At 47.0% G+C, this 21,287-nt stretch carries 16 protein-coding genes; 3 read left to right on the top strand and 13 right to left on the bottom strand.

The features are described from left to right. Positions 1 to 14: 14 nt before the first annotated feature. The 13 genes from FCL46_RS22235 to FCL46_RS22175 all read right to left on the bottom strand — a co-directional run bounded on the left by FCL46_RS22235 (position 15) and on the right by FCL46_RS22175 (position 17,383). Complete coding sequence (locus FCL46_RS22235; RefSeq protein ID WP_136808838.1) at positions 15 to 1,301, bottom strand: (Fe-S)-binding protein; 1,287 nt, start codon at positions 1,299 to 1,301, stop codon at positions 15 to 17. A gap of 89 nt (positions 1,302 to 1,390) precedes the next feature. Beyond that, a complete protein-coding gene (gene glpB / locus FCL46_RS22230; protein ID WP_136808839.1) occupies positions 1,391 to 2,683 on the bottom strand; it encodes a glycerol-3-phosphate dehydrogenase subunit GlpB in 1,293 nt (430 codons plus the stop codon). 15 nt (positions 2,684 to 2,698) lie between these two features. After that, a complete protein-coding gene (locus FCL46_RS22225) occupies positions 2,699 to 4,330 on the bottom strand; it encodes an FAD-dependent oxidoreductase (RefSeq protein ID WP_136808840.1) in 1,632 nt (543 codons plus the stop codon). Between the two features lie 924 nt (positions 4,331 to 5,254). After that, the gene (locus FCL46_RS22220; RefSeq protein WP_136808841.1) at positions 5,255 to 6,946 is read right to left on the bottom strand and encodes an L-lactate permease; all 1,692 of its coding nucleotides are present in this window, start codon (positions 6,944 to 6,946) and stop codon (positions 5,255 to 5,257) included. A 1,192-nt stretch (positions 6,947 to 8,138) separates the two neighbouring features. Next, positions 8,139 to 9,626 (bottom strand): glycerol kinase GlpK, encoded by a 1,488-nt coding sequence (gene glpK / locus FCL46_RS22215; protein ID WP_136808842.1) that lies wholly within the window; start codon positions 9,624 to 9,626, stop codon positions 8,139 to 8,141. Between the two features lie 264 nt (positions 9,627 to 9,890). Beyond that, entirely contained in the window at positions 9,891 to 11,603 is a 1,713-nt protein-coding gene (locus FCL46_RS22210; RefSeq protein ID WP_136808843.1) for an ABC transporter substrate-binding protein, read from the bottom strand. Positions 11,604 to 11,679: 76 nt separating this feature from the next. Then, entirely contained in the window at positions 11,680 to 11,961 is a 282-nt protein-coding gene (locus FCL46_RS22205) for a DUF2160 domain-containing protein (protein WP_136808844.1), read from the bottom strand. Between the two features lie 12 nt (positions 11,962 to 11,973). Next, positions 11,974 to 12,771 (bottom strand): carbohydrate ABC transporter permease, encoded by a 798-nt coding sequence (locus FCL46_RS22200; protein ID WP_136808845.1) that lies wholly within the window; start codon positions 12,769 to 12,771, stop codon positions 11,974 to 11,976. 1 nt (position 12,772) lies between these two features. Then, entirely contained in the window at positions 12,773 to 13,618 is an 846-nt protein-coding gene (locus FCL46_RS22195) for a carbohydrate ABC transporter permease (protein WP_420811283.1), read from the bottom strand. Positions 13,619 to 13,650: 32 nt separating this feature from the next. After that, the gene (locus FCL46_RS22190; RefSeq protein WP_136808846.1) at positions 13,651 to 14,736 is read right to left on the bottom strand and encodes an ABC transporter ATP-binding protein; all 1,086 of its coding nucleotides are present in this window, start codon (positions 14,734 to 14,736) and stop codon (positions 13,651 to 13,653) included. Between the two features lie 12 nt (positions 14,737 to 14,748). Then, positions 14,749 to 15,837 carry an ABC transporter ATP-binding protein gene (locus FCL46_RS22185; RefSeq protein ID WP_136808847.1) on the bottom strand — a complete coding sequence of 363 codons (1,089 nt, stop codon included), beginning with the start codon at positions 15,835 to 15,837 and terminating at the stop codon, positions 14,749 to 14,751. Positions 15,838 to 15,901: 64 nt separating this feature from the next. Next, a complete protein-coding gene (locus FCL46_RS22180; RefSeq protein WP_136808848.1) occupies positions 15,902 to 16,366 on the bottom strand; it encodes a hypothetical protein in 465 nt (154 codons plus the stop codon). 249 nt (positions 16,367 to 16,615) lie between these two features. Continuing rightward, positions 16,616 to 17,383, bottom strand: coding sequence for a DeoR/GlpR family DNA-binding transcription regulator (locus FCL46_RS22175; protein WP_136808849.1), 768 nt, complete (start codon positions 17,381 to 17,383; stop codon positions 16,616 to 16,618). A gap of 433 nt (positions 17,384 to 17,816) precedes the next feature. Between FCL46_RS22175 and FCL46_RS22170 the strand changes: the two genes are divergently transcribed. The 3 genes from FCL46_RS22170 to FCL46_RS22160 all read left to right on the top strand — a co-directional run bounded on the left by FCL46_RS22170 (position 17,817) and on the right by FCL46_RS22160 (position 21,113). Beyond that, positions 17,817 to 18,719, top strand: a complete 903-nt coding sequence (locus FCL46_RS22170) for a DMT family transporter (RefSeq protein ID WP_136808850.1) — start codon at positions 17,817 to 17,819, stop codon at positions 18,717 to 18,719. Between the two features lie 235 nt (positions 18,720 to 18,954). Continuing rightward, the gene (gene upp, locus FCL46_RS22165) at positions 18,955 to 19,581 is read left to right on the top strand and encodes a uracil phosphoribosyltransferase (protein ID WP_136808851.1); all 627 of its coding nucleotides are present in this window, start codon (positions 18,955 to 18,957) and stop codon (positions 19,579 to 19,581) included. Positions 19,582 to 19,796: 215 nt separating this feature from the next. Further along, positions 19,797 to 21,113, top strand: coding sequence for a uracil-xanthine permease family protein (locus FCL46_RS22160; protein WP_136808852.1), 1,317 nt, complete (start codon positions 19,797 to 19,799; stop codon positions 21,111 to 21,113). Positions 21,114 to 21,287 lie beyond the last annotated feature (174 nt).

The raw sequence follows: 21,287 nt of genomic DNA, 5'->3' as shown, positions 1-21,287 counted from the left end.
TGAAAATTAAGCGCTTATAAACCGAGTTCGGCCAAATCCGGGCCCAGATAAGTGCGTTCGTTTTCACCAAGAATGCCAAGAGAAAGACAGATCAACGTCCAGAAATGGACAACATTGTATTTGCCGCCAAAATGGTGGCCAATATCTTCCATCTGTGAATGGCAGTTGTGGCACGGTGTCAGTACATATTCAGCCTGGGTTGCCATAATCTGATCAAATTTTCGCTTGCCGTATGTTCTGCGATGCTCGGTCATGCCGGCTTGCAGGAATCCGCCACCACCACCGCAACAGTAATTGGCGCTACGATTTGGCTGCATGTCGATAAAATTTTCCTCACCGACGAGCGCTTTGGTTACAAATCTAAGGTCATCGGCGATTGAGTCACCATAGGCCTTACGGACAATCTGACACGGATCCTGTACGGTGAATTTGATATTCTTTGTATTCCAGTCTGAGTTAACCGGTAACTTGCCTTCACGAATCCACTGTGCGTAGTAACTGACAAGGCTCTCAATGGTGAAGTTAGCTTTCATGTCGAACTTGTTTATCGCATTCCACATAGTGTAGTACGAATGGCCGCATTCTGTGTTCAGCCAGACTGCACAACCAAGCTCATTTGTCGCATCGACACGCGTCTTGATTACCTCATACCACGCTGCCTCATCGCCGGAAAACATACAGAAGTTTTCTGCAGCCCAACCTTTTGAGCTGTAGGTCCAGTCGGCACCGACGATGTCGAAAATTTTCCAGAGTGGAACCATCTCGTCGGGTTCACTCATCGGCTCGCGAGAGTTCTGGTTGACGAAGAAATGTGCTCCTTTTTTATCAATCGGAGCCTGCATATTTTTAAACTGCGGTTGCAGCTCTCGTACTTCTTCGAGGACGTCATTGACGACAAAGACAAAATCGTCAGGTGGAAGTCCCATGGCGCTGGTGCTTTCGGTAGAGCGAGTCAGTTCACACGATCGAACAATACCGCTGGGTTTTTTATCTTTTGGCCAGTTACCGCGAGCGAGAAAAACAAGCTGGGAGATGTCAATGTTCATGGGGCAGACATGCTGGCAGCGTTTACACTGGGTACAGGTCCATATCCATGGAGTGGTCGAGAGTTCTTTATCCATGCCAAGCATAGCCATGCGGATAAATTTTCTCGGGTCCATGTTCTCAATGCCGGAAGCAGGGCAACCGGAAGAGCAAAGGCCGCAGGTAAGGCAGGCATCAAAACTTGCGCCTTCAGGCAGAAGCTCAATCGCTTTTTCTTTGAAACTGATTGTGGGAGTGGTGTTTTCAATTTCAGACATGCTGTCGTCCTTATAATGAAACCGGGTGATTGAAGTATGCACCAGGTTTGGGTCTGTCATGCATGGTTGCTGTCACCATGTCAGCGTTTCTACTTATTTCCGTCAATGACCTGCTGCGCTTCTTCTACGGCCTTGAAAGCGGTAGCGATAGCGACGCCAGCGCCGCAACGACCACGAATCCAGTCCTGATGAGCGAGGATAACACCTGCGGCAAACAGGCGCGGATCAACAACGTTGCCCTCACTGTTGAGCGGGCGAAATGCATCATCAACTTCGATACCGCATTTATGAATTTCATGTCCCTTTTTATCCATGTACTGTGTCGAATACCAGTCATCACGGGATTCCGGCTGTGTTACGGGAAGATCGAGCAGCGGCTCTGAAATTCCATCCATCTCAGCTTCAAGTCCACCGCTCAAAAATCGACCTGTGGCAAGAATAACGGTTTTAGCGTGAATGATAATAGGACCATAGTTATCAGAGAGGGAGAGTTCTACTCTCTCTCCTGAAAAATCGATTTTTTTGACCTTCTGCTGAGGAACAAGTGTCAACCCTTTTTGTGGGAATACTTGTTCAAACATTTCACGAAGTCTGATACCGGGTACAGATGGCGGCATTGTCGGGATTTCAAAAACCGGGCAGCCGATAAGGCGGGTAAGGTCTTGCATCACAACATCAGGATTGTGCATTCCCATAATTGCCGGCATACCGATAAATTCGGCATCGCCACGAATCTGTCTGATAGCTTCGGCAAGTTTTTCACGGGTTGCCGGAACCTCAAGAGCGCGAGCCATAACTTCAGGGTAAATTTCACCATGTTCCATTTCTGGAAAGGTGATACGCTCAGCGCTTACAGCAGGCCATGCCTTCTTGAGATTAGCTACTACCTGGTGTCCACTGAACCCCCGGAGTCCCTTAAAATCAACAATGACACATTTGGCTCTTTGAGCATATGCGTCAACTCCGGCCTGCATGGTTGCGGGAACACTGAGTGTTGGTTTTACTGTTCCTGCAGGAGTCATGACGGATACATTATGATCAGTTGGAGCGCCGTACATGATGCCGCATTCACCAAGAAAGGAGGTGAATTCAACAAAGGCCTGTCGAATATCCGCTTCGGGAACTCTGGCAAGCGGATGTGATGGCTGCTCTTTTTGTAATTGTTTAATTCCGGACCACGGGTCACTCAGCAGCGCAGAAGAACTACCACCTGAAGCACCAAGTAGATCTAGATATCCGGTTGTGTAGGCGATGGCGCCTGTGTTTCCTGCCTGTGCTGTTGAAATCCCGCGCTTAAGCGCAAAGATAGAGGCAGCCATACCTGCAAGGCCAGAGCCTATTACTGCGAGGTCGGTTGTGAATTCTCGTTTTTCCTGAGTCATATCTGTTCTCCCAACCTATTTATTCTGCTCTGGTTCATTGTCTGATTCATCAAGGCGATCAAGCCCGAGAAGGCCGCAGTGTAATGCTTCAGCAAGCTCCATCTGGGCGGTTTGCTGGCCCCATATAACGGTTCGCATCCCTTTGAAACGCTCATTAAAAAAGTCGCGCATATGTGTAAGGCCGGTAGTATCCTGATAATAACCGCGATCATAGAGGTAGGAAGCGATTCGAATGCCGCAAAATGAACCCTGGCAGGGACCCTTACCAGCTCGCGATCTGAGGGCAATAGCTTCAAGCGTCATTTCTGCTTCAGCGCCCGGTGCGCATAGAACAATCTGATCAATGGCTGATTGTGGAACCATCTCACATTCGCACAGAATCATATCGTCGGAATTATTTGCCTCATACCAGTATTTAGGTGAAGCGCCCGGCTCGGTCCATTTGCATGCCTGGCCACCGGGAAGTGGTTCCGAAGTCGTGAGACAGGGATTGGTATTGCCGAGGCGTTTGGCTACAAGGTCTACGGTTTTTTCGGCCATAAGGCGGAATGTCGTCAGCTTACCACCAGTGATGGTACAGAAGTTCTCAAGATTTTGTTCTACGTGGTCTACAAGGGAAAACGATCGTGCAACACTGCGGTCATCGCTAGCATCGCCAGTCTGGACAAGTGGTCTCACTCTGGAAAATGCACGAATGTACCTGGCCTTTTCGAGTGCGGGGATCATTGCGGTCCCTTCAATAACATTTTTATTCACTTCATCAATTGTAGGGCGAATGTTTTCAAGCTGGTCGGTGCGCAATGAGGTGGTTCCAAGTACAGAAACTGTTCCGCCGGGTACGAGGATGTCACCATCGGAGGGTGGTCGTAGTCGATTGATGACACGGCTGGTTAATCTGTCATGGCTGATAAGCAGTGTGCCTTTGGAGTAGAGGAGATTGATATTCTCGCAACCTGCCATTTTGGCAATGTCCATTGCCCATGCTCCACCTGCATTAATATACTGGGTAGCTTCGATGCGGAGTGATTTGCCTGTGCGGTGATCTGTGCAAAGCGCAGCGGATATTCTACCGTCGTGTATTTCAAAGTGGCTAACACCAGTATGCGGATAATAGATTGAGTCGTTTAGTTCTCTTGCATGGTTGACGTTTTCGAGAGCCAACCTGAATGGATCGATTGTAGCGTCAGGGACAGCATACGCAGCAATAGTATCTTCTGAAAGATGTGGTTCGAGTTCTCTTGCCTTAGCAGGAGTTAGCGGTTCACATGGGATACCCGCTGCCTCGCAGAGTTGCGGGAACTTCGCAATGAAATCCTCATCATCTCCTTTGACTGCTACGTAGAGTCCACCGGTATCTTCAATACATTGTGAAGCGAGCTTTTTAAGTATTTTGCCCTCTTCACGACATTCAGCAGCAGAGTGTGGATCGCTCAGTACATATCGCGCACCGGAATGAAGGAGGCCATGGTTGCCACCTGAAGCACCTGCGCAGAGATCCTGTTTATCTATCAGGATTGAGTGTATACCGCGCAATGCAAGATCACGCATGATACCTGTTCCGGTTGCACCACCACCGATAACAAGTACTTCGGTAGTAACAGTTGTGCTATCGGGTGATATAGAAGGGTTGGAGGGGGAGGACGTCATTGTCTGAATCCTTTAGCTTGGACATTGTAGTGAACGGTTTCAGTGGCTCTTTGCAGATTGTTCTGAACTCCGTAGCCGGGAGAGATATGCTTTCTCCATTCAAACGCACAGTGTATTAGTATCCCTCTTTCAAGATATGTTCAAGTGAAATCGTTTAAAAGCGCAACCGAAAGTAAAAAACTTGAAAAGCGAAATTTGAAAATGGTATTTGCTATCCATTGATGTGACAGGATAACCGCCGAGTGGTGGATTGCCGGTATGTTGTAAGTATCTGTTAAAGCATATGTATAACGTGTCTTTGGTCGTCGCGCAGTTAAAACGATTGGTAAAGTTGCCGGAGTCAAGTCAACACGACGACTGGATTATTGAATTATGAATTAAAACGAAACCTGAATCTGGTTATTGGAATTCCTACGGTGTGATTTGCTACAGTATGCATCGCCATTTAGTGCGACTGGGAAGATGTCAGAGAATGGTTTTGTTCCCAAAGTCTTAGGAATAGAAAAAAACACATATACGAAATGTCAACTAAATGACGATGCTTGATTTTTCGATAATATATTGATTTGAGGTGAAAAGTACTCAAGCCGACGGCATTCAGTATGCCGGAGAACAACTGAGAGCTAATGCGTGTTAACTGGCAGATATGTCCAGTTGAATGAGTCGAATAAAGCAGGATAATGGAACGTATGGAGGTTCTGCAGAGTATCTTTGTCTGTTTGAGTGAAAACAGTCAATAGCCGTTATGTGTAGGGAAATCTAAGGAGGTTATACGGGTAACAAGTGAAATTCGACTTTGTCGATTTTTTACCTGATGTGCAATAGGGGAAGGCTGTGAGCAGAGAAATAAAAATGCCCCCCGGTAATATAACCGGGGGGCATTTATCTGGGGTATCTACTTGAGAAGTAGACTCATGCTGCTAATTATCCGATGAATGGGTCGAGTGAACCAAATGCGGTGATAGCAAACATGCCAAGAATACCAGCTGCAAGTACATAGTAGATGGTCGGAATAATGGTCATACGAAGGGTTTTACCTTCCTGTCCAAGAAGACCAACTGTTGCAGAAGCTGCAACAACGTTATGGATTGCAATCATGTTACCAGCAGCAGCACCGATAGCCTGAAGTGCTACAAGGATAGCACCGGAGATGGCAAGCTGATTAGCAACTTCAAACTGGAACTGGCTGAGCATCATGTTGGAAACAGTGTTTGAACCAGCGATGAATGCGCCAAGTGCACCTACAGTAGGAGCAAAAATTGGGTAAACCGAACCGAAACTCTCAGATACGAAGGTCGCCATTGCAACAGGCATTGAAGCAAGTTCAGCACCGTTAATACCGGAGTTGATCAGGATACGTACCATTGGGATGGTGAATACAAGAACAAAACCAGCACCAACCAGGGTCTTTCCAGCGTCAGTTGCAGCAGAAACCAGCTGAGCAGGCTTCATCTTGTGGAGGAACATGGTGAGAATACTAACAAACAGCAGAATTCCACCTGGAAGATAGAGAGGCTTGATTGTATAGCCCATTCCAGCTTCTCCAAGGATGTTGGAGAGACCGAAGCCAACACCAGCCAGCATACCTTTGAGATCTGGAGATACACGGCTTGCTACGAGGATAGCTGCAACGAGAACATATGGGAGCCATGCCATTGGCAGAGAAATTTTTCTCTCATCTGCGCTTGGAGCTTTTGGCTTAATGGTACCGAACCAACCTTTTGGCCACTCTTCTTCTGCTGGGAAATCCCAAGTGGTTTTAGGAAGGAGGAAACCAGCTTTTGCTGCAGGAACAACGATAGCCATACCAACGAGAGCACCAACAATAGATGGAAACTCTGGTCCGAGAAATACGCCGGTAAGTGCGTAAGGAATAGTAAAAGCAAGACCGGTGAAAAGAGCAAATGGAGCCATTGAAAAGCCTTCAGTCCAGCTCTTATTCTTGCCGAAGAAACGGCAAAGCATAACAACCATAAGGAAAGGCATAAGGGTACCAACGATTGCATGACCGATGGCAACTTCGGAGGTAATAAGCTGAAGGAAAGCTTCCCAGCTTGAACCCATACTGGTCAGCTGAGCGCCGATTGCTGCGTTATCAAGACCGTTTGTAACACCGATGATGATCGGGGTACCAACAGCACCGAAAGATACCGGGGTTGACTGAATCATCATGCCGATCATAACTGCGCCCATTGCTGGGAAGCCGATGGCAACGAGAAGTGGAGCGGCAATAGCTGCAGGAGTACCGAAGCCTGATGCACCCTCGATGAAACAGCCGAAGAGCCATGCGATGATCAGCGCCTGTACACGACGGTCCGGGCTGATGTTAACAAAGCCTGCGCGAATTGTGGTGATAGCACCAGAATTCTGAAGGGTGTTGAGAAGAAGAATTGCTCCGAAGATAATCCACAGAACTGCTACAGTGATAAGCACACCCTGTATGGTTGACGCCATAACACGGGTTGCACTCATGTCCCACACTGTGAGTGCAATTGCTGCTGCGGTAAGATAAACCACTGGCATTGCGCGGCGGGCAGGCCAGTTGAGACCCACCAGAAGTACTGCTGCAACGAAAATAGGTGTCGCAGCCAGAAGGGCTAAAATCGATGTTGACATAACTACCTCATTCAAAAGTGTTTGTTGTACAGAGAAAACCAATGGTTAAATTAGTTTTTCTCATTGCAGACAGTCTGTTCTCTTCCTGTCTCGTCTGCACAAACAGTACTGTGCTTAGTTGTACCTGCTATGGGAATGCTCAACAGCTGGACTATCTCGTACGGATGGGCCGACAGAATAACCTATGCTGGTTGTGGCTAAACCATAAGGTGAACATGCTAAACGTTCAGCACTTAATGTTCGGACAGGCAGACGAATCTGCGTTTTCAGTTCCTCCGAAAAAAAAACATGCTCGCCGCAACGAACCGCCTCTGGCATGACGATGAGTTGCAAAAAAACGGATCGTGCAATATGCATCAGGAATTGTATACCAGGTTTCCAAAATATGACGTGTTGCCTGAACTACACATTTCTAAATTGGTACCCTGGTCTGACTACAGATCCATGATGGGTGGGATATACCGCATAATCAACATTGTTAGCAACGATACGCGAAATCAAGGCGCCTTGTCAAGATTATTTGGAGCCTTATTCTCCTTATATATGGGGGGGTGTAGAAGAAAGTCGGTTTCTATTATTTGTATATGTCTGATTTTCTGACTAATGATGATGAAGGGTATTTTTAGAGGACCAGGTGATATTTAGAGTGCCACGATGTGGTGTGTGGTTTAGGTATTGGTATTTTGGTCGACATGTGGAAACACGGTTTCGTTGAGATGGGTAAGAGATTAAGATATCGAAATAAAATTCGCCTTGTAAGCTCGTTCATAGCGTTAGGCTGGTGCGAGGGGGAGTAAGTCTTTCGGGGAAGGATTTAAACAAATGACGGTGTCTGTTTAGAGAAATACACGTGACAATACGGTGAGTTGATAAGGTTGGTTTGGGTAGTGAGTGAAGAGTGTTTCGGCTGTGTATAGAAGAGGTCAAAGATGTACAAATGAGCTTGCCGGGTGGTTCCTTCTTAGGAAGTCTGGTTTCTATTTGTCTGGTGTATTAAGGGCTCTGGCTGATTGTAGTAAAGGCGGGAGGTGATTGAGAGGAGATATACACGCAAAGCAGTAACGTGTGCATTATAACTAACAGTTATCACGTGAGTGCTAAAAAATGAAAATACTATGTATACACTCGGGATGTTTGTGGAGCAAGCTGCTGGCAATGCACTGTTGAAGTACATTGCCAGCACGAAAAAATATCAGCGGGTGAGTGTCCTACGGACTGCGTCCTGCCATCCTTTATATTTCCTGATGCGAATGTCCTCCTCAAGTGATGGAGCGAAGCGTGCCTCTCGTCTCCACGATTGTGAAAATTCTTCAGGTGGTGGATAGATTCCTTCATAAAGGCCAGCGAGATATGCAGCCCCGAGTGCTGTGGTTTCAAGGATTTCAGGTTTATCTACAGGGGCATTGAGGATATCAGCAAGAAACTGCATGGTCCAGTTCGAGGCAACCATCCCGCCGTCTACGCGTAATATGGTATCTCCCATACCTTCCCAGTCTCCACGCATGGCATCGAGAAGATCGCGGGTCTGATAACAGACAGACTCTAGTGCTGCCCGGGAAAGCTCAGCAGGTCCGGTGGCACGTGTTATGCCAAAAATCGCTCCACGTGCATCAGGGTCCCAGTGTGGTGCACCGAGACCGGTAAAGGCCGGGACGAGATATACATCCTGATTTACATCCGCTTTTCTAGCAAGTTTTCCAGTTTCGTTTGCTGCTTCAATGAGTCCCATGGCATCGCGCATCCATTGAACTGCGGCCCCTGCAACAAAAATCGAACCTTCAAGGGCATATGTGGTCTTGCCATTAATTCTGTAGCCGATAGTGGTCAGTAGTCTGTTTTTTGAAGTAACAGTCTCTTCACCAGTGTTGAGAACGATAAAGCAGCCGGTTCCATAGGTAGACTTGATCATACCCGGCTCAAAACAGGCCTGGCCGACAAGTGCTGCCTGCTGGTCGCCGGCAACACCACGTAATGGAATGGAGCCACCGAAAATATTCGATTCAGTCATTCCGAAATCATCAGAGGAATCTTTTACTTCAGGAAGGAGGGAAGCCGGTACGCGAAGAAGCTTCAGAAGCTCTTCATCCCAGCAGTTCTCATGAATATTGAAGAGCATTGTCCGCGATGCATTGGTTGCGTCGGTTGCATGCACTTTGCCGCCTGTTAGCCGCCAGAGAAGAAAGGTGTCTACAGTTCCAAAAGCGAGTTTCCCAGCTTCGGCCTTTTCTCGTGCGCCTTCAACATTATCGAGCATCCAGGTAATTTTTGTTCCAGAGAAATAGGCATCCAGCAGCAGGCCGGTTTTCTCCTTGATCATTGGATCATGGCCGGCTTCGGCCAGTTCAAAACAGAAGTCAGCGGTACGCCTGTCTTGCCAGACAATTGCTTTATGGATTGGTTTTCCAGTTTCTCTATCCCATATCAGGGTAGTTTCGCGTTGATTGGTAATACCTATTGCCGCAATTTGTTCGGCTTTCAGGTTTGCTTTATCAAGCGCCTTGCGGCATGTTGAGAGCGTTGAACTCCAGATTTCTTCGGGATCATGTTCTACCCATCCGGATTGAGGGAAGAATTGTTCAAATTCCTGCTGGGCAACGGAGACTATTTCAAATTCCTGGTTGAAAATTATAGCTCTGCTGGAGGTCGTTCCCTGATCAATTGCGAGTACGTATGCGGCCATTGTTGTTCTCCTTCATCGAGCAGACTTGGCAATCCACCAGGGTTGCATCTACGAAGTCGGCTGAGAGAATGCTGAATTTTGTGTAATAAAATTTTAAGAATTGATGTGGGTTACATGAGCAATTGTAAGTACGGATAACCCTATCATTTATCTGGTTGTTAAAAACAGCTAAAAAAAATGCAGACTGAAGGAAATTCCTCCAGCCTGCATATTCAAAAGAACCCCGCCTTGGAGGCTGGTGCGGGGTTCTATGCTGGTTGCAGCTTACTTCTTTGCAGCTTCCCAGCTTTTGACGAGCTCATCGTAATCGATGGTCTGTCCCTGAGGTTTCTCATTAGCAAGTTTCGCTTTTGGAGAACCTGGCAGGTTGAGCCAGTATGATGCGTCCTGCTTCTTGTTCAGCTTAGGACCACATTCGCCCTGGATGCCAGCACGCTCAAGGCGTTGCATGACTTTATCCTGCTGATTAGCAAGAGAATCCATTGCTTCCTGAGGGGTTTTGTCGCCGGTTACTGCATCGGCTACGTTCTGCCACCAGAGCTGAGCAAGTTTCGGATAATCAGGTACGTTGGTACCGGTAGGAGTCCACTGTACACGAGCAGGGCTACGGTAGAATTCTACAAGACCACCAAGCTTAGGTGCGCGCTCGGTGAATGATTCGTGCTGGATGTCGCTTTCACGAATAGGGGTCAGACCAACGTGGGTCTTCTTAAGACTAACGGACTTGGAAATAACGAACTGCGCATAGAGCCATGCGGCTTTACGTCGATCAACCGGAGTAGATTTCATGAGGGTCCATGAACCTGCATCCTGATAACCAAGCTTCATGCCTTCGCTCCAGTAAGGACCGTGAGGGGAAGGAGCCATACGCCATTTAGGATTGTCGTTTTCATCAACAACAGGTGTTCCTGGCTCTGCCATGTTAGCAGTAAACGCTGTGTACCAGAAGATCTGCTGAGCAATGTGACCCTGAGCAGGAACTGGTCCAGCCTCGCCAAAAGTCATGCCTGCAGCTTCAGGTGGTGCGTATTTTTTCAACCAGTCGATGTACTTGGTAAGTGCGTAAACAGCGGCAGGACCATTGGTCGCACCACCACGTTCTACAGAAGAACCAACAGGGTTACAGCCATCGACACGAATACCCCATTCATCTACTGGAATACCGTTCGGGATACCTGCATCACCTGCACCAGCCATTGAGAGCCATGCATCAGTGAAGCGCCAGCCAAGAGAAGGATCTTTTTTACCGTAATCCATATGGCCGTAAACGCGCTTGCCATCGATCTCTTTTACTTTCTCAGAGAAGAATTCTGCGATATCTTCATAGGCAGACCAGTTTACAGGTACACCAAGGTCGTATCCGTAGATATCCTTGAATTTCTTCTGCAGGTCAGGACGTTTGAACCAGTCATAACGGAACCAGTACAGGTTGGCGAACTGCTGATCAGGAATCTGATAGAGTTCTCCATCTGGGCCTGTGGTGAATGATTTGCCAATGAAATCATCAAGGTCGAGCATTGGGTTGGTAACTGCTTTACCTTCGCCACTCATCCAGTCCATCAGTGGAACAACCTGCTGATAACGGAAATGGGTACCGATAAGGTCAGAGTCGTTGATGAACGCATCGTAGATATTCTTGCCTGACTGCATTTGAGTCTGCAGTTTCTCAATAACATCACCTTCACCGATCAGATCGTGGGTAAGTTTAATACCGGTGATCTCGGAAAAGGCTTTGGCAAGAGTCTTGGACTCGTACTCATGAGTCGTAATGGTCTCAGAAACAACGTTAATTTCCATGCCTTTAAAAGGCTCGGCAGCTTTAATGAACCATTCCATCTCTTTCAGCTGATCAGCTTTTGAAAGAGTTGACGGTTGGAATTCACTATCAACCCACTGCTTGGCTTCGTCCATGCCAGCCGAAGCGGGTCCTGCCATGATAGCTACTACCGCTGCTGCTGTTGCTAGCTTTTTGATCATGTTTTTCTCCTCTATTGTTTTGCCGATTAAGCTGCCAGGGCATTTGCGCTGGCAGTACAAAAACACCGTATTCTGATTAAACAAAACTAAAGACGCAAATAGCAAATACAATTGCCAGGGCAAGTGCCCCCCATATACTGAAGCTGGTGACCGCCAGCCAAAGGATATGAATGTAGGCTGAGCCGAGAAGCGATATAAACAAGCGATCGCCACGAGTAGTTTCAAAACGGAGTATACCCTTTCGAGGAGCACCTCCTGGTATTTTAATTTCCCAAACAGTAAGTGTTATGAGAAAAAACAGAATGGTTGAGAAAAATATTATTGTTGGTGTGGTCCATGCCATCCAGCTGAAATCCATAGTGTTCCTCCTTTAGACTCGTCCGAGGGCAAAACCCTTAGCTATATGATTTCTAACGAACCAGATGACAAGAGCACCCGGGACAATCGTCAGTGCGCCGGCTGCAGCAAGTACACCCCAGTCAAGACCTGATGCAGAAACAGTTCTGGTCATAATTGCTGAGATCGGTTTTGCGTTTACCGATGTAAGGGTACGGGCAAGAAGCAATTCAACCCAGGAGAACATGAAACAGAAGAAGGCTGTAACGCCGATTCCGGAAGCGATGTTCGGAATAAAAATCTTCACAAAGAACCTCGGCCATGAGTACCCGTCAACAAAAGCGGTCTCATCAATCTCTTTTGGAATACCTGACATGAAACCTTCAAGAATCCAGACAGCCAGCGGCAGGTTGAACAGGCAGTGTGCTAGCGCAACAGCCAGATGGGTATCAAACAGTCCTACTGAAGAGTAGAGCTGGAAGAATGGCAGGGCGAAAACCGCTGGTGGTGCCATTCTGTTGCTGAGCAGCCAGAAAAAGAGATGCTTGTCGCCTACAAAGCTGTAGCGGGAAAACGCATAGGCAGCTGGCAGAGCAAAAGATACTGAGATAACAACGTTTATACTGACGTAGATCATCGAGTTGATATAGCCGTTGTACCACGATGGATCGTTGAAAATTACCCGATAGTTATCAAGTGTCAGATTCTGGGGCCAGAGCGTAAATACTGAAAGTATTTCTGTATTGGTCTTCAGGCTCATGTTTACCAGCCAGTAAATCGGCAGCATGAGAAATATAATATAGAGTGTTGGAACTAACCATTTAAGTCGCATATCATGCACCTCCCTTACTTTCTTCTCCGACATTGGACATCACGGTATAGAAGACCCATGAGAGAAGCAGGATTACGAGGAAATAAATCAGGGACATTGCCGCAGCAGGACCGAGATCAAACTGTCCGATTGCCATCTTCACCAGATCAATGGAGAGGAACGTGGTTGAGTTACCCGGGCCACCACCTGTAATTACGAAAGGTTCAGTGTAGATCATGAACGAATCCATAAATCTGAGCAGTACAGCGATAAGCAGAACTCTCTGCATTTTCGGCAACTGAATATAACGGAAGACTGCTATACGGGACGCACCGTCAATTTTTGCCGCCTGATAATAGGCATCAGGGATTGAACAGAGACCTGCGTAGCAGAGCAGCACAACAAGGCTGGTCCAGTGCCATACATCCATAACAACAACAGTAATCCAGGCAGCAATAGGGTCCTGTGTGTAGTTGTAATCAATACCCATGGCAGCAAGAGTGTGGCCGAGAAGACCAATATCTACACGACCGAAAATCTGCCAGATTGTTCCGACTACGTTCCAGGGAATTAACAGCGGCAGAGCCATGGTTACCAGACAGACCGGAACGGCCCAGCCTTTTTTCGGCATTGCCAGTGCTATACAGATACCAAGTGGAATCTCAATAGCGAGAATGATGCCCGAGAACATGAGCTGCCTGAAGAAGGCATCATGAAAACGTTCTGAATGAATAATCTCTCTAAACCAGTCAAGACCAACCCAGAAGAACTGGTTATTCCCGAAAGTATCCTGAAGGGAATAGTTGACCACTGTCATGAGTGGAATGATAGCACTGAAGGCCACCAGTAAAAACACAGGCAGGACCATAAACCATGCCTTCTGATTCTCCTGTTTTTGTATCACAGCGCTTCTCCTGTCACACGAAGTTCATCGACGTAAATATTTATATTGTCACGGTTAATGATCAATGATCCTTTGTCGCCTGGAAGGGCTTTGAACTCAGACATAACCACATTAAGCAGGGACTCATTGAGGGCAACGCGTACAATCTTGTGCCGACCGATGTCATCAACGTTGATAATTTCGACCGGTAGTCCGTTTTGGTCTGGGCCCACGACAGAGAGATGCTCGGGGCGGATGCCAAATTTTACATTAGTTGATGATGGCTGCGCGTAGGTGCTGCCTAGTGCAATTTCGTGACCTTCTACAATCGCGGTGCTGCCTTTGAGCTGACAGGGAACTATGTTCATTCCCGGAGAACCGATAAAGTAGCCTACAAAGGTATGTGCAGGGCGTTCGAAGAGATCTTCCGGGGTACCGACCTGGACGATTTTACCTTCATACATGACCACAACTTCATCAGCAAAGGTGAGCGCTTCGGTCTGATCGTGGGTCACGTAGATCATGGTGAATCCAAAGAGCTTATGTAGATGCTTGAGCTGGGACCGAAGCTCCCATTTCATCTGAGGGTCAATTACGGTCAGAGGCTCATCAAACAGGATTGCATTAACGCTCTGGCGGATAAGTCCACGGCCTAAAGAAATCTTTTGCTTGGCATCAGCCGTAAGGTGCTGTGCCTTAGTGTGAAGATTCTCTTCTAGGCCGAGCATCTGAGCAAGCTCAATAACCCGAGGTTCGATCTCTTTAGCGGAGCGACCGCGGTTCTTGAGCGGGAATGCCAGATTCTCAAATACCGTCATGGTATCGTAGATAACTGGAAACTGGAATATCTGAGCGATATTTCTCTGCTCGGTTGGCAGCTGAGTGACATCTTCATCATTAAAATGAATCTCGCCCCTGGTTGGAACAAGCAGTCCAGAAATGATGTTTAGAAGAGTGGTCTTACCGCAACCGGAAGGACCGAGGAGTGCATATGCGCCGCCGTCACGCCAGGTGAGATCAAGACGCTTGAGTGCGAAATCGTCAGGATTATCGGACTCGCCTGTATATGAATGAGCAATTTCTTTTAGCCTAATATTTGCCATGGTGTTCTCCGTCTATGCCTCCGAAATTGTCTCTGGTGTAACAACGAGGTTGTCGTTTCTGTCGAAGACATAAAACTTGGAAGGATCCAGGTATACTTCGATGGTTGTGTCGATAGCGATGTTATGGATTCCATGTGCGAGTACACACCAGCGAAGACCGGCTACATCAATATGGATATAGCTCTCAGAACCGGTAATCTCGGTTACTGCGACCTTGGCCTTAACCTCTATATCCCGGTCAGATTGACGTTCAAGAAAGAGATGGTTTGGCTGAAAGGCGATTGTGTAGTCATCGTCAGGTAGATCTGGCAGTTTGCCGATAAGCGGGACATCGACATGACTCTTAAAGAGCATGGTGTTGTTAAGTTTAGTGACCGGAAGTTGGTTGAGTGGCGGATCGGAAAAGATCTGAGCTGTTATAAGATTATCCGGTTTTTTGAATACCTTGATTGTCTCGCCAAACTGAGTGACCTGACCCTGATGAAGGGGGGCTGTATGTCCACCGAGCAGTAGTGCTTCAGAAGGTTCCGTGGTGGCGTAGACAAAAATTGAACCGGTTGCAGCAAAAATACGCGGGAATTCCTCCCGGAGTTCTTCACGCAGCTTGTAATCAAGGTTAGCCAGCGGTTCATCAAGCAGTACAAGGTCAGCGCCTTTTACAAGTGCACGGGCAAGCGCAGTACGCTGCTGCTGGCCACCAGAGAGCTCTTGTGGGCTACGTTTGAGCATCTCTGTGAGCTTGAGCAGTTCGGCCATTTCCTGGACTTTGTCTTTGATGACATTGTTGGGTATTTTGGCGAGCCGCATTGGCGATGCGATATTTTCGTAAACACTCAGGTTTGGATAGTTGATGAACTGCTGATAGACCATCGCCACGTTTCGCTTCTGCACTGGAACACCTGTAACATCGACACCGTCAACAAGGACTTTACCTGAGGTCGGTTTATCGAGGCCTGCCATAAGTCGCATCAGGGATGTTTTTCCTGAAAGCGTTGGTCCGAGCAGGATGTTAAGAGTTCCAGCTTCCAAGGTCAGATTGACGTCACGAATGTGAAAGTCCCTGCCGACCTTTTTGCAGACATTTTGTAACTCAAGCTGCATTGTTTTGCCTTTTGTTAATGAGAGAGTTTTGTATCTAAACTCGTATTGTTATCCGTCCAGTCGGCTAGTGCTCCAGCTTTCCGGGTAGTAAACACCAGTCCAGGATTGGTCCGGCGCATAGTGTATCAGTTGCGGTCCTGGCAAATCTATTTCGGATGAGATAAGAGACCTCAACCTCATAGAGGTTTTCTCCAAAATAGTGATCTGTATCTTCTGTCTTCTGGATATTCCGGCACTCGTCAAGCTTTAGGTTTGTGGTGATCTTGCAGTTATGGATTGAGAGCAGAAAGGATGGGCTGAGTTTACCTTCACTGGCGGTGAGTGGATCCCGAACCGAATGAAACGTGCAATACCCACGATAACGAAGATCGCTCTGAATGAATTCTTTGGATGTTGACGAGGAACTGCCGGCGAGGTCGTTGTGTTCGCATAGATAAACTGAAAGGTTTCTGCCTGCAGTATCACACGCAATTCTGCCCCCATTTACACCTTCGCCAATAACTGCTATGTCGAATACAGGAGCTTTCATGACTGATCCCTCCGTGTTGAGTGTGGGTGCGTTTTTGATGAACTGAGTTTCATCTTGGCTTGAAAAAAGTTTCGAATAATACCTTGACAGATAATTAATCGAAATCAAATATCAATTCAAGTGAAAATATTAATCAATCGAAAAAATGGCAGACATGTTGTGACACAGTAAAAACATGCAAAAACAGAGTGATAGTGTGCAGTTTGTCACTCTGCAATTTAGTAGATTCAAGCTCCTTTCATTGTGCTGTTATGAAGGTGCAATTACAACATCAACACCGTGGTCCTGGCATATGGAGCGTAGCTTCTGTGGTAGTTCTCCATCTATAACCATAGTGTTTATTTGCGAAATATGTCCGATTCGAACAGGAGCATTGCGTTCAAGTTTGATCAGATCAGCCACGAGGATAACGTGACGGGCGTTGGCAATGATTGCCTGGGCAACCCGAACTTCCCTGAAGTCATAATCAAGCAATGAGCCGTCTTCATCAATAGCAGAGACTCCGATAACAGCATAATCAACCTTGAACTGGTTAATGAAATCGACTGCAGCAACACCGACAATACCACCGTCCGAACGCCTGACAAGTCCACCAGCTATGATAAGTTCGATTCCCATGAAGTTTTTCATGATATGAACTGCGTTGACGTTATTTGTAATTACCAGCAGTCCGTGGTGGTCTTTTAAGGCATGGGCCACCTGCTCAGTTGTTGTACCTATATTAATTAGGAGGGAGCTGTTGTCCGGGATGAGCTGAGCGGCCTTTTCACCGATTGATCTTTTACTTTCCGGAGCGAGCAGGCGTCGTGCCTCATAACTGACATTTTCAATTCCGGATCCGACTATGGCACCGCCATGGATGCGCTGGAGCATCTGTTTTTCGCAGAGTTCATTGAGATCCTTACGGATGGTCTGTGGAGAGACTTTAAACGACTGGGACAGTTCATCCACATCGACACGGCCATGTTCTCTGGCCAGTGTAAGGATTTTATTTTGTCTGGCGGAAAGATAATCCATAGTTGTTTCCTGCGGTAGATTCTTAAGGTTGCTAAGTGTTTCGGTGTATTATTCTGTAATTGCATAACAATGTCAATTTCAATTTCGTTCGAAACCTATGCTGCATAAAAACGAACGTGATTTGAGAGGTAAACGCTCCTTTGCAGCGACAGGCAAATGGGAAATTTTATCATTTTTTGCGCATGCTCTTGTAAAATAGATTTTTGACTGTATACTGCCGTGCGCAAATTTCGCCCAAATATTTGGTGAAAACTGCATAGAAAAGTGTAGTTAAATACATTACTGCAACTGCATAGCACGATTTTGCATACAACTGTTCAAACTTCTTGTATCTGGTACAGAGATATCCATTTTACTGTGGTTTACAAATTCTGGGGTTGCCGGGAGGACGGAATGGACGTTCTATCGAAAATCGTGAAAAAACGGGGTTAGCATGAGTCGTATCCAAGCGAATTTACTTCTTACACTTGCTGCAATAATCTGGGGTAGTGCCTTCGTGGCGCAGCAGGTAGGTACAGGGAACCTCGGGACGATCAGCTTTACAGGTGCCCGCTTCATGGTAGGTGGACTGGTGGTGCTGCCTTTTGCGATTCTGCAGTTTAAAAAAGTTAATACTGTTGAGCGTAAATTTGTTGGTTCGGACTGGGCTATCCTTGCTGTTACAGGCTCTGTGCTTTTTACCGCCGCAGCTTTGCAGCAATATGGCATATTGAACACAACGGTCACCAACGCAGGTTTTCTTACGGCGCTTTATGTGCCCATGGTGCCTGTCATCGGCTTGGTAGTGTTGCGTCGCCGGGTGCACTGGTCAGTCTGGCCTGCGTCGATCGGTTGTTTTGTCGGCACATATATAATGAGTGGTGCTGAGCAGGTTGCATTACGCCTTGGTGATTTCTGGGTAATTTCCAGCACATTGTTCTGGGCGACCCATGTACTTCTTGTCGGATATATCGCTTCACGTACTCGCGCACCGCTGGTTGTTGCAACCTTTCAGTTTTTCGTATGCGGATTTCTTGGGCTCATCTTTGGTGCCGTTATTGAACAACCCGGCTTAGCTGAATTTGAAAGCGCTCTTTTTGGCATCGGGTACGTCGGGGTGTTTTCGGTAGGCATGGCTTTTACACTACAGGTTGTGGGCCAGCGCTATACGCAGGCGGCTGATGCTGCGATTATTTTGAGCTCTGAAACAGTGTTTGCAGCGCTGGCAGGGTATCTTTTCCTCGCTGAGAGGCTTACTCTTTTTCAGATGTCAGGTGCCCTCCTGATTCTGAGCGGCATTGTGGCTGTTGAGCTTTTGCCGTTGACCCGGCTGGGAAGACCGAGAGCTCTCGACTGAGCCAGGAGCTCAATTCAACAATTGAAAAGCCTTGCTTTTTTCCGGTATGTTATATAACAGATGACCTGTCGTAACCGGAGAATAGCGTTTAGGGAGATTTTGGTCAGGTAGTGAAAACAGCGTGATTTTTGTTATCCGTGAAAGCCGTTGTGTGCTCACGTGTTGTACACATTGGTTCACCTGGGTTATTGCCTGCCATATTCTAAAATACTAAAGCCACCATCAGGAGAATACTATGGCTGTACATGTCCCGAATCACCCACTCATTAAACATAAGCTCGGCCTTATGCGCCAGCACGATATCTCCACCAAGGACTTCAGAGACCTCTCATCGGAAGTAGCCAGGTTGCTTACATATGAGGCATCCAAGGATATGGAGACCCAGAAGAAAACTATTCAGGGGTGGGCTGGTCCTGTTGAGGTTGAAGAAATTAAAGGTAAGAAAATTACTATCGTTCCTATCCTGCGCGCAGGTCTTGGAATGATGGACGGTGTTATCGACCTTATTCCTTCTGCCAAGGTAAGTGTTGTTGGGTATTATCGTGATGAAGATACGCTGATGCCGGTTGAGTATTATGTTAAAACTGCAACTCAGATGGAAGAGCGTACAGCGCTTATTCTCGACCCTATGCTTGCAACTGGTGGTACGCTTCTTGCGACCATAGAGACACTAAAGAAGGCTGGTTGTAAAGACATTAAGGGTTTATTCCTGGTTGCAGCCCCTGAAGGCCTTGCAAAAATCACCTCAGCTCATCCGGACGTTGATATTTTCGTCGCCTCCATTGATGAGAAGCTTAACGATGTGGGTTACATATTACCCGGGCTAGGGGATGCCGGAGATAAGATCTTCGGCACTAAGTAGCCAATTAAGTCATTACAGTTTCTGTAATGACTTTTTTTTTGCCTGCAATATCTGCAAGTAACTATTTAACAGCACTGCTGAAAGTTACTTCCTCGGACTGGAGGGATAGCGTTTGTGTTGCGTTATATAGTTTTACCTACAATTGCCTTTTTACAATTACTGTAACCAGGTGTGTACTTATAGAAATAGATTTCGAAAAAGGGAGGAAATGCATTATGTCTGTAGACGCACAAAACACTGAATACCGGTTCCGAATCGGTGACAGCTTACTTGGTGCTCAGATGCTCTTTGTGGCATTTGGCGCACTTGTCCTGGTTCCGATACTGACGGGTCTTGATCCTAATGTGGCCCTGTTTACTGCCGGTATTGGTACTCTGGTGTTTCAGGTAATTACAAAAGGAAAGGTTCCGGTTTTTCTGGCATCATCTTTTGCATTTATCGCACCAATTATTTACGGCGTTCAGACATGGGGTATTCCTGGAACCATGTGCGGCCTTGCTGCGGCCGGTATCTTTTATGTAATCCTGAGCTTTCTCATCAGAATTTTCGGTTCAGACATTCTGCATAAGGTGTTGCCACCGATAGTTACAGGCCCGGTTATTATGGTGATAGGACTGGTCCTGGCCCCCGTTGCTGTTCATATGGCAATGGGTCGAACCGGAGACGGCTCTGCCTGGTTGGTTCCTGAGAAAACTGCGATAATTATCGCGGGTGTTTCTCTTGTGACCACGGCTCTTGTTTCCCTGCTTGGTCGTGGATGGTTAAAACTTATTCCTATTCTTTGCGGAATTATAGCAGGGTATACCACTTCAGTAGTGCTTGATCTCACAGGTTTTACTGCCGCCACGCAGGCGGCTTTTGTTCCCGGTGATCTTCAGAACTGGACTGCACCAGCGCTCATCTCTCTGGCACCTGTTGCAGATAGGGCGTGGTTTGCTATGCCGGCATTCACTATGCCGGAGTGGAACTGGGAAGCGATATTCTTCATTATTCCAGTGGCTATTGCTCCGGCAATTGAGCACTTTGGTGATGTCCTGGCAGTTGGTTCCATCACCGGAAAAGATTATGTAAAAGACCCCGGTATCGAGAAGACCATGCTTGGTGATGGTATCGCGACATCAATTGCTTCTCTGCTCGGCGGTCCGCCAAACACCACCTATTCTGAAGTAAGTGGTGCGGTTGCCTTGACCAAAGCATTTAATCCTGCGATTATGACATGGGCGGCTCTTACTGCGATCACGCTCTCTTTTGTCGGTAAGGTTGGAGCTATCCTCGCGACCATTCCAACACCTGTTATGGGCGGAATTATGATTCTGCTTTTCGGTATGATTACAGTTGTTGGTATCAATACTCTGGTCCGGTCCGGAAAAGATCTGACAACCCCGCGTAACCTGATCATCGTTGCGGTGATTCTTGTTTGCGGTATAGGTGGAATGAAATTCACCGCAGGCGCATTTGCTATTGAGAAGATTGGTCTTGCCGGTATTCTCGGTCTGCTGCTTAATCTTATCCTGCCACAGGAAAAGAAATAGTTTATCACCTATTTCCCTTAAGGTAGTTGTTGTTGGTAACACTTTGCATCATCAGTTCTGTTCGTGGTGCAAAGTGTATATTTCCTGTGTGGTTCCCGAAGTGAAATGTTGATCAGCGTGTTTGATTTAACCGAATTTTGTTCTAAATACTTGACCTAAACGTCAAATCAGTTA

The organism is Desulfosediminicola flagellatus (genome assembly GCF_005116655.2).
GTDB lineage: Bacteria > Desulfobacterota > Desulfobulbia > Desulfobulbales > Desulfocapsaceae > Desulfopila > Desulfopila flagellata.
The sequence above is the reverse complement of the archived record's forward strand: the minus strand, read 5'-3'. Positions and strand labels throughout refer to the sequence as shown.

Excerpts from the sequence above, each read along its gene's own strand:
- FCL46_RS22235 (WP_136808838.1), bottom strand. The coding sequence starts at position 1,301 with ATGTCTGAAATTGAAAACACCACTCCCACAATCAGTTTCAAAGAAAAA.
- glpB (WP_136808839.1), bottom strand. The coding sequence starts at position 2,683 with ATGACTCAGGAAAAACGAGAATTCACAACCGACCTCGCAGTAATAGGC.
- FCL46_RS22225 (WP_136808840.1), bottom strand. The coding sequence starts at position 4,330 with ATGACGTCCTCCCCCTCCAACCCTTCTATATCACCCGATAGCACAACT.
- FCL46_RS22220 (WP_136808841.1), bottom strand. The coding sequence starts at position 6,946 with ATGTCAACATCGATTTTAGCCCTTCTGGCTGCGACACCTATTTTCGTT.
- glpK (WP_136808842.1), bottom strand. The coding sequence starts at position 9,626 with ATGGCCGCATACGTACTCGCAATTGATCAGGGAACGACCTCCAGCAGA.
- FCL46_RS22210 (WP_136808843.1), bottom strand. The coding sequence starts at position 11,603 with ATGATCAAAAAGCTAGCAACAGCAGCAGCGGTAGTAGCTATCATGGCA.
- FCL46_RS22205 (WP_136808844.1), bottom strand. The coding sequence starts at position 11,961 with ATGGATTTCAGCTGGATGGCATGGACCACACCAACAATAATATTTTTC.
- FCL46_RS22200 (WP_136808845.1), bottom strand. The coding sequence starts at position 12,771 with ATGCGACTTAAATGGTTAGTTCCAACACTCTATATTATATTTCTCATG.
- FCL46_RS22195 (WP_420811283.1), bottom strand. The coding sequence starts at position 13,618 with ATGGTCCTGCCTGTGTTTTTACTGGTGGCCTTCAGTGCTATCATTCCA.
- FCL46_RS22190 (WP_136808846.1), bottom strand. The coding sequence starts at position 14,736 with ATGGCAAATATTAGGCTAAAAGAAATTGCTCATTCATATACAGGCGAG.
- FCL46_RS22185 (WP_136808847.1), bottom strand. The coding sequence starts at position 15,837 with ATGCAGCTTGAGTTACAAAATGTCTGCAAAAAGGTCGGCAGGGACTTT.
- FCL46_RS22180 (WP_136808848.1), bottom strand. The coding sequence starts at position 16,366 with ATGAAAGCTCCTGTATTCGACATAGCAGTTATTGGCGAAGGTGTAAAT.
- FCL46_RS22175 (WP_136808849.1), bottom strand. The coding sequence starts at position 17,383 with ATGGATTATCTTTCCGCCAGACAAAATAAAATCCTTACACTGGCCAGA.
- FCL46_RS22170 (WP_136808850.1), top strand. The coding sequence starts at position 17,817 with ATGAGTCGTATCCAAGCGAATTTACTTCTTACACTTGCTGCAATAATC.
- upp (WP_136808851.1), top strand. The coding sequence starts at position 18,955 with ATGGCTGTACATGTCCCGAATCACCCACTCATTAAACATAAGCTCGGC.
- FCL46_RS22160 (WP_136808852.1), top strand. The coding sequence starts at position 19,797 with ATGTCTGTAGACGCACAAAACACTGAATACCGGTTCCGAATCGGTGAC.